The 14,700-nt window shown below is 56.4% G+C and carries 12 protein-coding genes; 8 read left to right on the forward strand and 4 right to left on the reverse strand.

Annotation, left to right across the window (positions count from 1 at the left end):
- Positions 1–237 precede the first annotated feature (237 nt).
- The 6 genes from rplM (at position 238) to ACR809_RS02475 (ending at position 3,351) form a co-directional block, all read left to right on the forward strand.
- A complete protein-coding gene (gene rplM, locus ACR809_RS02450; protein WP_002918559.1) occupies positions 238–666 on the forward strand; it encodes a 50S ribosomal protein L13 in 429 nt (142 codons plus the stop codon).
- 15 nt (positions 667–681) lie between these two features.
- Positions 682–1,074, forward strand: coding sequence for a 30S ribosomal protein S9 (gene rpsI, locus ACR809_RS02455; RefSeq protein WP_000829818.1), 393 nt, complete (start codon positions 682–684; stop codon positions 1,072–1,074).
- A 57-nt stretch (positions 1,075–1,131) separates the two neighbouring features.
- Entirely contained in the window at positions 1,132–1,416 is a 285-nt protein-coding gene (locus ACR809_RS02460; protein ID WP_135801240.1) for a hypothetical protein, read from the forward strand.
- Positions 1,386–2,024 carry a stringent starvation protein SspA gene (gene sspA, locus ACR809_RS02465; RefSeq protein ID WP_002918467.1) on the forward strand — a complete coding sequence of 213 codons (639 nt, stop codon included), beginning with the start codon at positions 1,386–1,388 and terminating at the stop codon, positions 2,022–2,024. The genes ACR809_RS02460 and sspA overlap by 31 nt, the downstream gene beginning before the upstream one ends.
- Positions 2,025–2,027: 3 nt before the next feature.
- Positions 2,028–2,522: a ClpXP protease specificity-enhancing factor gene (gene sspB / locus ACR809_RS02470; RefSeq protein ID WP_002918465.1), complete on the forward strand. Its 495-nt coding sequence runs from the start codon at positions 2,028–2,030 to the stop codon at positions 2,520–2,522.
- Between the two features lie 124 nt (positions 2,523–2,646).
- Entirely contained in the window at positions 2,647–3,351 is a 705-nt protein-coding gene (locus ACR809_RS02475; protein WP_108452370.1) for an N-acetylmannosamine-6-phosphate 2-epimerase, read from the forward strand.
- Between the two features lie 54 nt (positions 3,352–3,405).
- Here the strand turns inward: ACR809_RS02475 and ACR809_RS02480 are convergent, their stop codons facing one another.
- Together ACR809_RS02480 and gltB are read right to left on the reverse strand one after the other, a co-directional pair.
- A complete protein-coding gene (locus tag ACR809_RS02480) occupies positions 3,406–4,824 on the reverse strand; it encodes a glutamate synthase small subunit (RefSeq protein ID WP_002918461.1) in 1,419 nt (472 codons plus the stop codon).
- 9 nt (positions 4,825–4,833) lie between these two features.
- Complete coding sequence (gltB, locus tag ACR809_RS02485; protein ID WP_004144939.1) at positions 4,834–9,294, reverse strand: glutamate synthase large subunit; 4,461 nt, start codon at positions 9,292–9,294, stop codon at positions 4,834–4,836.
- Between the two features lie 673 nt (positions 9,295–9,967).
- On the opposite strand from gltB, the gene ACR809_RS02490 reads away from it, so the two are divergent.
- Positions 9,968–10,900 carry a TIGR01212 family radical SAM protein gene (locus tag ACR809_RS02490; protein WP_002918455.1) on the forward strand — a complete coding sequence of 311 codons (933 nt, stop codon included), beginning with the start codon at positions 9,968–9,970 and terminating at the stop codon, positions 10,898–10,900.
- Positions 10,901–10,951: 51 nt separating this feature from the next.
- Here the strand turns inward: ACR809_RS02490 and ACR809_RS02495 are convergent, their stop codons facing one another.
- Complete coding sequence (locus ACR809_RS02495; protein WP_004188427.1) at positions 10,952–12,235, reverse strand: MFS transporter; 1,284 nt, start codon at positions 12,233–12,235, stop codon at positions 10,952–10,954.
- 85 nt (positions 12,236–12,320) lie between these two features.
- Positions 12,321–13,337 (reverse strand): Zn-dependent oxidoreductase, encoded by a 1,017-nt coding sequence (locus tag ACR809_RS02500; RefSeq protein ID WP_002918451.1) that lies wholly within the window; start codon positions 13,335–13,337, stop codon positions 12,321–12,323.
- Positions 13,338–13,633: 296 nt separating this feature from the next.
- On the opposite strand from ACR809_RS02500, the gene uxuA reads away from it, so the two are divergent.
- Positions 13,634–14,698, forward strand: a complete 1,065-nt coding sequence (gene uxuA / locus ACR809_RS02505) for a mannonate dehydratase (protein ID WP_004174133.1) — start codon at positions 13,634–13,636, stop codon at positions 14,696–14,698.
- The last annotated feature ends 2 nt before the right edge of the window (positions 14,699–14,700 follow it).

The raw sequence follows: 14,700 nt of genomic DNA on the forward strand, positions 1-14,700 counted from the left end.
CCGTAAGGCCGCCCCGGGCGCGGCCTGAAAAATCTCATAAAGGGGTCGATCTTTGACCCCGACTTCTCTATAATCTTGCGACCCCACGTTACGAGAAGGTTTTTTTCCCGAAACTTTCTATGCGCCGGCATAGGCTATTCGAAGGGGTAGGTTTGCTGGACAATGTCGTGTGAACCTCAACTGACTAAACGTTTGGGTGTTCACCAACGTGTAACTTATTATTTGGGTAAGCTTTTAATGAAAACTTTTACAGCTAAACCAGAAACCGTAAAACGCGACTGGTATGTTGTTGACGCGACCGGTAAAACTCTGGGCCGTCTGGCTACTGAACTGGCTCGTCGCCTGCGCGGTAAGCACAAAGCGGAATACACTCCGCACGTTGATACCGGTGATTACATCATCGTTCTGAACGCAGAAAAAGTTGCTGTTACCGGCAACAAGCGCGAAGACAAAATGTACTACCACCACACCGGCCACATCGGTGGTATCAAAGAAGCGACCTTTGAAGAGATGATTGCCCGCCGTCCTGAGCGTGTGATTGAAATCGCGGTTAAAGGCATGCTGCCAAAAGGCCCGCTGGGTCGTGCTATGTACCGTAAACTGAAAGTTTACGCGGGTAACGAGCACAACCACGCGGCACAGCAACCGCAAGTTCTTGACATCTAATCGGGATTATAGGCAATGGCTGAAAATCAATACTACGGCACTGGTCGCCGCAAAAGTTCCGCAGCTCGCGTTTTCATCAAACCGGGCAACGGTAAAATCGTTATCAACCAGCGTTCTCTGGAACAGTACTTCGGTCGTGAAACTGCCCGCATGGTAGTTCGTCAGCCGCTGGAACTGGTCGACATGGTTGAGAAACTGGATCTGTACATCACTGTTAAAGGTGGTGGTATCTCTGGTCAGGCTGGTGCGATCCGTCACGGTATCACCCGCGCTCTGATGGAGTACGACGAGTCCCTGCGTTCCGAACTGCGTAAAGCTGGCTTCGTTACTCGTGACGCTCGTCAGGTTGAACGTAAGAAAGTCGGTCTGCGTAAAGCACGTCGTCGTCCGCAGTTCTCCAAACGTTAATTGTTTTCTGCTCACGCAGAACAATTTGCGAAAAAACCCGCTTCGGCGGGTTTTTTTATGGATAAAACGGCTGTTATCCACAAGCATAGCGCCGGTTCTCGCCACTTTTTCAGCATTTCCAGAATCCCCTCACCACAACGTCTTCAAAATCTGGTAAACTATCATCCAATTTTCTGCCCAAATGCTGGTGATTGTTCATTTTTTGTTTTATTCGTGAACGAAGGTGACATCGCGCTAATGGGGTTTTTACATCTGGCTGGTCATGAGTGGCCGGCAGCAGTACAAAATTCTGAATATACCTGGAGGTTTTCATGGCTGTCGCTGCCAACAAACGTTCGGTAATGACGCTGTTTTCTGGTCCTACTGACATCTATAGCCATCAGGTCCGCATTGTGCTGGCCGAGAAGGGTGTCAGTTTTGAGATAGAGCACGTGGAGAAGGATAACCCGCCTCAGGATCTGATTGACCTCAACCCGAATCAAAGCGTACCGACGCTGGTGGATCGTGAGCTCACTCTGTGGGAATCCCGCATCATTATGGAGTATCTGGATGAGCGTTTCCCGCACCCGCCGTTAATGCCGGTTTATCCGGTGGCGCGTGGTGAAAGCCGCCTGTATATGCAACGTATCGAGAAGGACTGGTATTCGCTGATGAACACCATCCAGAGCGGTACCGCAGCGCAAGCTGATGCTGCGCGTAAGCAGCTGCGTGAAGAATTGCTGGCCATCGCGCCGGTCTTCACCCAGAAACCTTACTTCCTGAGCGATGAGTTCAGCCTGGTGGACTGCTACCTGGCGCCGCTGCTGTGGCGTCTGCCGGTTCTTGGTGTGGAGCTGGTTGGCGCTGGCGCGAAAGAGCTCAAAGGCTATATGACTCGCGTATTTGAGCGTGATTCCTTCCTCGCTTCTTTAACTGAAGCCGAGCGTGAAATGCGCCTCGGTCGGGGCTAAATAATGGATGTATCACAGCTGACGCCGCGTCGCCCGTATCTGTTACGGGCGTTTTATGACTGGCTGCTGGATAACCAGCTGACGCCGCACCTGGTGGTGGATGTGACGCTGCCGGGCGTGCTCGTGCCGATGGAGTACGCGCGCGATGGGCAAATCGTTCTCAATATTGCCCCGCGTGCGGTAGGCAATCTCGAGCTGGCGAACGACGAAGTGCGCTTCAACGCGCGCTTTGGCGGGGTACCACGCAACGTGTCTGTCCCGCTGGCTGCGGTACTCGCCATCTACGCCCGTGAGAACGGCGCTGGTACGATGTTCGAACCGGAAGCGGCCTATGACGAAGACGTCAGCAGCCTCAACGATGATGACGTCGCGCCGGAGAGTGAAAGCGAAACGGTGATGTCGGTGATCGATGGCGATAAGCCGGATAATCACGACGACGATCCTGACGACACGCCGCCGCCGCGCGGTGGTCGCCCGGCGCTGCGCGTGGTGAAGTAAATCCCTTCTCTGACAGGCCCTGCGGGGCCTGTTTTTTTGTCTGTCCGCTTTGTTAACTCTGCCACAAACGAGGCGTCCCATGGCTGGTATCGTCATCGCCACAGGTAGTTTTTAGGGAGCAGACATGTCTTTACTCGCACAACTGGACCAGCGTATCCGTCATCATGGCGGATTAATTGTCTCCTGCCAGCCGGTGCCGGGCAGTCCGCTGGATAATCCCGCTATCGTCGCGGCAATGGCGCTGGCGGCTGAGCAGGCGGGAGCGGTAGCGCTGCGCATCGAAGGCCTGGCCAACCTGCAGGCCGTTCGTCCGTTAGTGACGGTGCCCGTTATTGGGTTGATCAAACGCGATTTGCCCGATAGCCCGGTGCGTATTACGCCATGGCTGGAAGATATCGACGCGCTGGCGCAGGGCGGAGCGGATATTATTGCTATTGACGGCACCCAGCGTCAGCGTCCGGCGTCAGTGTCGGCGCTATTAGCAGAAATTCATCGGCTGGGGAAAGTGGCGATGGCCGATTGCTCATCTCTCGACGATGCTCTCGAGTGCTGGCAGTTGGGGGCTGAGATTGTCGGCACGACTCTCTCCGGCTATACCGCAGAAGAGACGCCGGATGAGCCGGATCTGGCGCTGGTGCAATGCCTGAGCGCGGCGGGCTGCAGAGTGATTGCCGAAGGGTGCTATAACACGCCTGCCCAGGCGGCGGAGGCGATGCGCTGCGGCGCGTGGGCGGTGACCGTCGGCTCGGCGATTACCCGCCTGGAGCATATCTGCGGCTGGTATAATACGGCGCTGAAAGCGGCGGTTTGCCCGGCGAATGAGCAATAAAAAAGCCCGATGACGTTAACCATCGGGCTTTTATGCGTGAGGTTCCGGACCTAATCAGACTTCAAGGTAGTTGAGGATCCCGTCCGCCGCTTTACGGCCTTCGGCAATCGCGGTGACCACCAGATCGGAACCGCGAACGATATCGCCACCGGCGAAGATTTTCGGGTTGCTGGTCTGGAAGGCGTTTTCGCTGCCTTCCGGGGCGATAATACGGCCCTGGGAGTCCAGTTCGACGCTGTGCTTCGCCAGCCACTCCATGCTGTGCGGACGGAAGCCAAACGCCATGACTACGGCGTCAGCCGGCACCACGTGCTCAGAGCCGGGGACGATCTCCGCGCGGCGGCGGCCCTTCGCATCCGGCTGGCCCATTTCGGTGCGCGCCATCTTCACGCCGCAAACCTTACCGTTGGCATTCACTTCCACGCCCAGCGGCTGGACGTTAAACTGGAACTCAACGCCTTCTTCGCGCGCGTTTTTCACTTCGCGTTTTGAGCCGGGCATGTTCTCTTCGTCACGGCGATAGGCGCAGATCACGTGCGCCGCATTCTGACGGACGGAGGTGCGTACGCAGTCCATCGCGGTATCGCCACCGCCGAGCACCACCACGCGTTTGCCTTCCATGCTGACATAGGGCTCATCGGCGGTTTCACCAAAGCCCATGATCTGCTTAGTGTTAGCGATCAGGAACGGCAGCGCGTCGTAAACACCCGGAGCGTCTTCGTTGTCCAGTCCACCGCGCATCGACTGATAGGTCCCGACGCCGAGGAACACCGCATCGTACTCCTTCAGCAGGTCGTCGAGCTGCACGTCGCGGCCCACTTCGGTATTGAGTTTGAACTCAATGCCCATGCCGGTGAAGATCTCCCGGCGGCGGGTCATCACCTCTTTTTCCAGCTTGAACGCCGGGATACCGAAGGTCAGCAGGCCGCCGATTTCCGGATGGCGGTCAAATACCACCGCCTTGACGCCGTTACGGGTCAGCACGTCGGCGCAGGCGAGGCCCGCCGGGCCAGCGCCGATGATCGCGACGGTTTTACCGGTCGGCTTCACGTCGGAGAGATCCGGACGCCAGCCCATCTCGAATGCCTTATCGTTGATATAGCGTTCGATGTTGCCGATGGTCACCGCGCCGAACTCATCGTTCAGCGTACAGGAGCCTTCACACAGGCGGTCCTGCGGGCAGACGCGCCCGCAGACTTCCGGCAGAGTGTTGGTTTGATGCGACAGCTCGGCCGCTTCAAAAATACGCCCCTCGTTGGCCAGCTTCAGCCAGTTCGGGATGTAGTTATGCACCGGGCACTTCCATTCGCAGTACGGGTTGCCACAGGAGAGGCAGCGATCCGCCTGCGCCTTGGCCTGGCCTTCTGAAAACGGCTCGTAAATTTCCACAAACTCAATTTTACGGATCTTCAGCGGTTTCTTTGGCGGATCAACGCGCTGCAGGTCGATAAATTGATAAACGTTCTGACTCATCTTAACCCCTTACTGCGCCTGCACCCGCAGCTCAGCTGCGGAACGACTACGGTGACCCAACAGTGCTTTAACATCGCTGGACTTTGGTTTAACCAGCGCAAACTTCGCGGAGAAGGCCGGCCAGTTGGCGAGGATCTCTTCGCCGCGTTGCGAACCGGTAAGCTGTACGTGCTCGGTGATTAAACCGCGCAGGTGCTCTTCATGGATGGCCAGAGAATCAACGTCCAGCACTTCCACCAGCTCCGGGTTCACGCGTTTGCGGAAGTCGCCATCTTCATCCAGGACATAGGCAAAGCCGCCGGTCATCCCTGCGCCGAAGTTGACGCCGGTTTTTCCGAGCACGCAGACGATGCCGCCGGTCATATATTCGCAGCCGTTGTCGCCGATGCCTTCCACCACGGTGATGGCGCCGGAGTTACGCACGGCGAAACGCTCGCCCGCGCGGCCTGCGGCGTACAGACGACCACCGGTCGCGCCGTACAGGCAGGTGTTGCCGATAATACTGGCTTCATGGCTGCGGAACGCAGAGCCCACCGGCGGACGAATGGCCAGCAGACCGCCCGCCATGCCTTTCCCGACGTAGTCGTTGGCGTCGCCAGTCAGATGCAGTTCCACGCCGCCGGCGTTCCACACGCCGAAGCTCTGGCCCGCGGTGCCGCTAAAGTGAGCGACGATCGGGTCGCCCGCCAGTCCCTGGTCGCCATGGGTCTGGGCGATATACCCGGACAGCGAGGCCCCCACGGAGCGGTCGGTGTTACGGATATCAAACCAGAACGTCTTGCTCTGCTTTTCATCCACGTACGGTTTCGCCTGCTGCAGCAGCTGGGCGTTGAGCACGCCGTTATCGAACGGTGGGTTGTTCTCGGTGCAGTACAGCGCTTTGCCCGGATGCGGCTCTGCGGTCTCCAGCAGTTTACCCAGATCCAGTTTCTGCTGCTTGGCGGTGAACCCATCCAGCTCTTTGAGCAGATCGGTGCGGCCAATCAGATCCACCAGACGCTTGACGCCCAGCTGGGCCATCAGCTCGCGGGTCTCACGGGCGATAAATTCAAAGTAGTTGGTCACTTTGAACGGCAGACCGTGATAGTGATTCTTACGCAGTTTGTCATCCTGGGTCGCCACGCCGGTAGCGCAGTTGTTCAGGTGGCAAATACGCAGGTATTTACAGCCCAGCGCGACCATCGGGCCGGTACCGAAACCGAAGCTCTCCGCGCCGAGGATCGCCGCTTTGATGATATCGAGACCGGTTTTCAGGCCGCCATCCACCTGCAGACGGATCTTATGACGTAGACCGTTAGCGACCAGCGCCTGCTGGGTTTCCACCAGGCCGAGCTCCCACGGACAGCCGGCATATTTCACCGAAGAGAGCGGGCTCGCCCCGGTGCCGCCGTCGTAGCCGGCGATGGTGATCAGGTCGGCATAGGCTTTGGCCACGCCGGTGGCGATGGTGCCAACGCCCGGCTCAGAAACCAGTTTGACCGAAATCATCGCTTTCGGATTGACCTGCTTGAGGTCGAAAATCAGCTGCGCCAGATCCTCGATAGAGTAGATATCGTGGTGCGGCGGCGGGGAAATCAGCGTGACGCCCGGTACCGAATAGCGCAGTTTAGCGATGTACGGGGTGACTTTATCACCCGGCAGCTGGCCACCTTCACCCGGTTTCGCCCCCTGGGCGACTTTGATCTGGATGACGTCGGCATTGACCAGGTAGGCTGGCGTGACGCCGAAGCGGCCGGACGCGACCTGCTTGATGCGCGACACTTTATTAGTGCCGTAGCGCGCCGGGTCTTCACCGCCTTCACCGGAGTTGGAGAAGCCGCCGATGCTGTTCATCGCTTCCGCCAGCGACTCGTGCGCTTCCGGGCTCAGGGCGCCGATCGACATCGCCGCGGTATCGAAGCGTTTAAACAGCTCCTTCGCCGGCTCTACTTCGTCGATGCTGATAGCGTCTTCGCCTGGGTTGAGCGCCAGCAGGTCGCGCAGCGTGGCCGCTGGACGTTCGTTAACCAATTTCGCGTATTGTTGATAATCGCTGTATTCGCCGCTCTGCACGGCCTGCTGCAGGGTGCGCACCACGTCCGGGTTGTAGGCATGATATTCGCCGCCGTGCACATATTTCAGCAAACCGCCCTGGGCCAGCGGCTTACGCGCCAGCCAGGCGCGTTTCGACAGATTCAGCAGATCCTGCTGGAAGTCGTCGAAGCTGGCGCCGCCGATGCGGCTGACCACGCCCTGGAAGCAGAGATCGGAGACATCGCGATGCAGACCGACCGCTTCGAACAGCTTCGAGCAGCGGTAGGAGGCGATGGTCGAGATCCCCATCTTGGACATGATCTTATACAGACCTTTATTGATACCGTTGCGATAGTTCAGCATCACCGCACGGTACGGTTTATCGATGGCTTTGCTGTCGACCAGCTTCGCCAGCGTTTCGTAGGCGAGGTATGGATAGATAGCCGTCGCCCCAAAGCCGAGCAGCACGGCGAAGTGGTGCGGATCGCGGGCGCTGGCGGTTTCAACGATGATGTTGGCATCGCAGCGCAGGCTTTTATCGACCAGACGGGTCTGGATCGCGCCAACGGCCATCGGCGCCGGTACCGGCAGACGGTCTTTGGCGATGTTGCGGTCAGAGAGCACCAGCAGCACGGTGCCGTCGCGCACCATTTGCTCCGCTTTATCGCACAGCGCTTTCACCGTCTCGCTGAGGGAGGCCTCTGCCGGGTTGAACGTGATATCGAGGACGTCGGCGCGATAGTGCTCTTCTTCCATCGTCGTCAGCTGTTTAAAATCGGAGTACAGCAGGATCGGCGATTTGAAGCTCAGACGATGCGCCTGGCCTTCCGCTTCGCAGAAGACGTTCATTTCGCGGCCGATGCTGGTAGCCAGCGACATGACGTGCGCTTCGCGCAGCGGGTCGATCGGCGGGTTAGTCACCTGGGCGAACTGCTGACGGAAGTAATCGTAGATAATGCGCGGCTGGCTGGAGAGCACGGCGAAAGGCGTGTCATCGCCCATCGAACCGACTGCTTCCTGGCCATTTTCGCCGAGCACGCGCAGGACGGAGTCCAGCTCTTCCGCGCTGTAGTTAAACTGTTTCTGGTAGCTGGCGAGCGTGTCGTCATCCAGCTGGCGACTGCCAACCTCTTCGTCCGGCAGATCTTCGAACGGCACCAGGCGACGAACGTTTTTCTCCATCCACTCTTTATACGGGTGGCGGCTCTTCAGATCGTCATCGGTTTCCGCTGAGTGCAGAATGCGTCCGGCACGGGTATCGATAACCATCAGCTCGCCCGGGCCCACGCGGCCTTTCTCGACCACTTCGTCAGGCTGGTAATCCCAGATGCCGACTTCGGAGGCGCAGGTGATGAGCTTATCTTTGGTAATGACGTAGCGCGCCGGGCGCAGACCGTTACGGTCGAGGTTACAGGCCGCGTAGCGGCCATCTGACATGACGATGCCCGCCGGGCCGTCCCACGGCTCCATATGCATGGAGTTAAAGTCGAAGAACGAACGCAGCTCCGGATCCATATCCGGGTTGTTCTGCCAGGCTGGCGGCACCAGCAGACGCATGGCGCGCACGATGTCCATCCCGCCGGCCAGCAGCAGCTCCAGCATGTTGTCCATAGAACTGGAGTCGGAGCCGGTTTCGTTAACGAACGGCGCGGCGTCGTGCAGGTCTGGGATCAGCGGGGTCTGGAACTTATAGGTACGGGCGCGGGCCCACTGGCGGTTGCCGGTAATGGTGTTAATTTCACCGTTGTGCGCCAGGTAGCGGAACGGCTGCGCCAACGGCCAGCGTGGTACGGTGTTGGTGGAGAAGCGCTGGTGGAACAGGCAGATAGCCGACTCCAGGCGCAGGTCCGCGAGGTCCAGGTAGAAGCGCGGCAAATCCGCCGGCATACACAGACCTTTATAGATGTTGACCAGATTGGACAAGCTACAAACGTAGAAATCCTTGTCTTCCTGCAGGCGTTTTTCAATGCGACGACGCGCAATAAACAGACGGCGCTCCATATCGCGCGGGCGCCAGCCAGCCGGGGCGTTGACAAAGATTTGCTCAATACGGGGCAGCGAGGAGAGGGCGATTTCACCGAGCACGCCTTCGTTGGTCGGCACATCGCGCCAGCCGACAATCGACAGGGTCTCAAGCTGAAGTTCTTCTTCAACGATGCGGCGCGCCGCTTTAGCCAGCTCAGGATCTTTATTCAGGAACAGCATCCCAACGGCGTAGTTTTTGGCTAAACGCCAGCCGCGCTCTTCGGCAACGATGCGGAAGAAACGATCGGGTTTTTGCAGCAGCAGACCGCAACCGTCGCCGGTTTTACCATCGGCAAGGATTGCGCCACGGTGCTGCATGCGGGCCAGTGCGTGTATTGCGGTTCGCACTACCTTGTGGCTAGGTTCGCCTTCTATGTGGGCGATCAGGCCGAAACCACAGTTATCCCTCTCAAGGGATTTGTCGTACAACATATCAGTGAACCTCCCCAGGCTCTACGGACACCCTCCGATACCGATTGCGCACAGGCACAGAAAGAGCATGGCGACGGGGTTTACACCTCGCATTCGCCCTCTTTAAATCCTTTTCGCATCGGTACACAAGTTTGAGGACTTGCTGTTAAGAGGGAATCTCAATTACTGCATAAATATGATGAGCAGAGTGCTCATCCAGAAAGCTTCCAGCGGATTCCCAACTTATCGGGAATCCACACTTACGTCAAATGGCAATCTTATTAATACAAAAATGTGCTATACACAAGTTAACTAATTGTTATTAAAGAAAATAATGGCAATTTTTATGCTTTTAATACGCCTGCTGGTGGTGCGGCTAGTGTGATCTGTCTCACTGTGCACGCGGCTTTGCATTACCAATATGCGCTGAAATACATTTCATTATTAGCATATTTGACTGCAATATTTTTAACTACTGGACATTAATACCGTTTTTTACCAGAAAGCAGATTAGGGCAATGCTAAGATAAAATATAAGGAAAACTCATCACCTGGGGGTTGAATGAAATTGCAGTAATATTGATTGTTTATGCAATAGGGTTGATCGCCGCGCTGACGATTGATCCAGGTCATCGCCATCGGTGACGAAAAGTGGCAGGCTTGGCCCCCTTTGTTGAGGGCGGTCTATCAGATTATGCAGTTACAGAAATTAGTCAATATGTTTGGTGGGGATCTTATGCGTCGCTATGGCGAAAAGGTCCATAAGCTAACGCTGCACGGCGGTTTTAGCTGCCCAAACCGCGACGGCACGCTGGGCCGCGGCGGTTGCACTTTCTGTAACGTGGCATCGTTTGCCGATGAGGCGCAGCAGCATCGCTCTATCGCCGAACAGCTCGCTCATCAGGCGCAGCTCGTCAACCGGGCGAAGCGCTATCTGGCCTATTTTCAGGCCTACACCAGCACCTTCGCTGAAGTGCAGGTGCTCCGTTCAATGTATCGTCAGGCCGTCAGTGCCGCAAATATCGTTGGCCTGTGCGTCGGCACCCGCCCGGACTGCGTTCCGCAGGCGGTCCTTGACCTGCTGAGTGAATACCATCAGCAAGGGTATGAGGTATGGCTGGAGCTGGGGCTGCAAACTGCTCATGACAAGACCCTGCATCGCATTAACCGTGGACACGATTTCGCCTGTTATCAGCGTACCGCGCGCCTGGCGCGAGAGCGGGGGCTGAAAGTCTGTGCGCATCTGATCGTCGGTCTGCCCGGAGAGAGCCAGGGGCATTGTCTGCAGACGCTGGAGCAGGTAGTGGCGACCGGCGTGGATGGGATCAAATTGCATCCACTGCATATTGTGAAAGGCAGCATTATGGCCAAAGCGTGGCAGGCCGGGCGTCTCGATGGCATTGAGCTGGAGGCGTATACCGTCACCGCTGGAGAGATGATCCGCCATACGCCGCCGGAGGTGATCTACCACCGTATTTCCGCCAGCGCCCGTCGGCCCACGTTGTTGGCGCCGCTGTGGTGTGAAAATCGCTGGACCGGCATGGTTGAACTGGATCGTTATCTGAATCAGCAGGGCGCTCAGGGCTCGGCGCTGGGCCGTAGCTGGGTTGCTCCCCAGGCTGAGTGAGAAGTACGAGCGTGATGTCCGGAACAATGCCGGACATCGCGCTCCTGCCATTTATGCCTGGCTGGCTTTCATCGTCACACGCGGAGTTTTGATCACGAACAGCACCAGCAGGGCGCCAAGCGCGGCGATAGTGCCGGCGAGTACGAAAGCGCTGTCAAATTTACCAGTAGACTGCACGATATAGCCGGTAACAATCGGCCCCACGATGCCGGAGACGCTGCCGATAAGATGGATAAAGCCGCTGGCGCCGCCGACGCGGGATTTATGCACCACGTCCTGGATAATCGCCCAGTAGATCGCCCCGGTTACATAGAGGAAAAAGATAGAGACCGACATCAGCAGAACGGCAGGCACGACGCTGCTGACGGTACCCGCCAGTCCCACGCAGATAGCGGCCATCAGCAGGCATACCACCAGCACAATTTTGCGCGACAGCAGCAGGCGCCCGGTGAGTTTAAAAATTTTATCGGAAATATAGCCCCCAAGCGCCAGACCGACAAAGCCGACTATCCATGGGATCATAGTGGTAAGGCTCATCTGTTTAATATCCAGATGGTGCTGTTGTACCAGATAGGACGGGAACCAGCTGAGAAAGAAAAACAGAATATAGTTGTAGCAGAAGAAGGCAAAGGCCGTTACCAGAATAATTGGCTGTTTCAAATAATAACCCAGCGAGTGAGTTGTTTGATTTTCTATTGTTTCCAGCGCGACTTCTTCTTCTTTCATTTTATTAATCAGCTTAAGTTCTTCCTGGCTGACTTTTTTGTGCTTTTCGGGCGAATTAGCGGCAATGAAAAACCACGCTATCATCCATACAATACCGATAGCGAAAATAATCATAAAAGCCGGGCGCCAGCCGAATGCCAGGGCCAGGTAACCGACGATGGGGCCGGCGACCGCGCCGCCCAGCGGAGAGCCTGCGCTGAGAAAGCCGACGGCGGTAGCCGCTTGCTTTTTAGGAAACCAGCCGTTGATCATCTTGTTCGCCGATGCGCAGATCGGGCCTTCCGCCATCCCGAAAAGCACCCGCAGCACCAGCATGGAATAAAAGCCGGTGGCTACCGCGGTTAAGCCGCAAAACAGCGACCACAGACCGACCGCCAGGCCCATTACCAGCGTTGCGCCAAACTTATCCACGGCCAAACCGCCAATAAAATTAAATACCGCATAGCCGAAGAAAAAGCTGCCGAAAATAATGCCGAATTGTTCAGCGTTAAGTGCAAGGTCCTTTTCAATCATCGGGACCGTAATGGATAATGCCACCCGGTCCAGATAATTTATCATATATACTAAAAATAATAACAGGACGATAATCCAGCGGATATTTTTTCCCATGATAACACCATGCTCATTATATTATTTATATCAGGCGCGGCGGATATGCAGATATCCGTCGGCCGTTATTCTATACGATGCCGGTTTAACCCAGCTGCAGCAGCACTTTGCAGCAGGTCTTACGGTCGTTAGCAAAAATCTCCATGGCCTCTTTCACCTGCTCCAGCGGCATACAATGGGTGATTAACGCCTCCGGACGAATAAGGCCTTTCTCCATCCAGTCGATGACCAGCGGAAAACGCCCGCTGTTCAGCCGGGAGGAGAAAATAGAAATTTCTTTACTGGTGATGCTTTGCTGAGTGAGGGTCGAGGCCTCGCCGGAGAAACCGAGTATACCGATGCGGGCGGCGGGGGAGGCGAGGAGAATGGCTTCCTGCAGGATCGCCGGGTGGCAGGCGGCATCAATGACCAGCGTGGGGGCAAGCTGCCGCTGCGCCAGCTGTTCCGCGAGCGGCTGGTCAGTGTTATCGAGCGTCAGATCGGCGCCGTTTTCCCGGGCCATCTGCAGACGTTCGGCAATGCGATCCACGACGATCACCTGCTTAACGCCATATACCCCCTTTAGCGCCTGAATGATTGTCAGCCCCATCGGGCCAGCGCCGTAAACCAGGGCAATATCTTGCGCCGTGGGCTGCAGCTGGGCGGTAATATTTGCCGCGATGGTAAAAGGCTCAACCATCGTTGCCTGACGGTCGCTGATAGCCTCGGGGATGCGCCAGGCATTTTTCGCCGGCACGCAGGCATAGTCGCTAAATCCCCCGTCGCGGTGAACTCCTATGACCTGGAGCTGCGTACAGACATTCGGCCTTCCTACCGAGCAAGGATAACAATGGCCGCAGCTGACAACGGGGTCCACCGCGACACGCTCGCCGATGCGTGCCGGAGATACCTGCTCGCCGACGGCGTCGATGATGCCATAGAATTCATGGCCGATGACGCGGGGATATTTCGCGAAAGGGTTGTGGCCGTGATAGATGTGTACATCGGAACCACAGATCCCGGCAAAAGCAATTTTCACCCGTACTTCATGGGCGCCCGGAACTGGAACCGGACGTGATTCAATGTTCAGTTGGCCTGGCTCTTTGACGACGACGCTTCTCATTTTGATTCCTTCCATTGTCTTTTTTCTGAACAAATTACGCTACTTTTATTACCATACAAGTATGCAAAAGATCATAATCAGGCCTTGATCACATTTGAGAAAGCTCGGCAGAAAAAGCCATGGCATGATTAATCTATTGAAATAAATTGAAAAAAATTATGAATGCGCCGACGCATTCACCGCTGGCGAGCCGGTCGGCAGGAATGTGATCGCTATCACGACAGCCAACGCTCAATCATCTATGATTACTGGTATGGTAGTAGGGTAAATTAAACTAAGTTGAGCAGGTGAAGACAATGCAGATGACAATGCGCTGGTTTGGACCAGAGGAAGACAAGATTTCATTAGAACATATTCGCCAGGTGCCTGGCGTTGAGGGGGTGGTCGGCGCGCTCTACGACGTCGCGGTGGGCGAAGTATGGCCGGTGGATAAAATTGAGCGTCTGGTCGGTCAGGCCCATGCCGCAGGCCTGAAAATGGAGGTGATCGAGAGCGTCAACATCCATGACGACATCAAAATCGGCCTACCTACCCGTGACCGCTATATTGCCAACTACCAGCAGACCATCCGCAACCTTGCCCGCTTTGGCGTTAAAGTCATCTGCTATAACTTCATGCCGGTTTTCGACTGGATGAAGACGGATATGAACTACGTCCTGCCGGATGGCTCGCTGACGATGGCGTTTGAGAAGAAAGATATCGATAAGCGGCTGGAAGACGTGGTGAAGGAGGTGCTTGAGAATTCAAACGGCTTCGCCTTGCCGGGCTGGGAGCCGGAACGGCTGGCGGAGGTGCAGACCCTGTTTGCCAAATATAGCGCGGTGGATGATCAGAAGCTGCGGGAGAACCTGGTTTATTTTCTGCAGGCGGTGATCCCGGTTTGCGAAGAGGTTGGGGTGAAAATGGCGATCCACCCGGACGACCCGCCGTACTCCATTTTTGGCCTGCCGCGGGTGGTCAAAAACCGCGACGATCTGGACTGGATCTGCCGGGCCGTCGATTCACCCGCCAACGGCATTACGCTCTGCACCGGCTCGATTGCCGAAGATCCTGATAATGACGTGTACGCCATCCTGGCCGAATTTACGCGGCGTAAGCGAATTCATTTTGCCCACGTCCGCAATATAAAGCTGATGCAGGATAAAGACTTTTACGAGTGCGCCCATCCGTCAGAGTACGGCTCCCTGGATATGTACAAAGTGATGCAAGCGCTGTATGACAACGGATTCGACGGCTATATTCGCCCGGATCATGGTCGCTTTATCTGGGGAGAGACCGGACGGCCGGGCTATGGCCTGTTCGACCGCGCCCTCGGCGTGACCTACCTGAAAGGACTCTGGGAGGCGTTAAGCAAGCGTTAATC

This window comes from Klebsiella sp. CD33 (assembly GCF_051992865.1).
In the GTDB taxonomy this organism is placed as follows: domain Bacteria; phylum Pseudomonadota; class Gammaproteobacteria; order Enterobacterales; family Enterobacteriaceae; genus Klebsiella; species Klebsiella pneumoniae.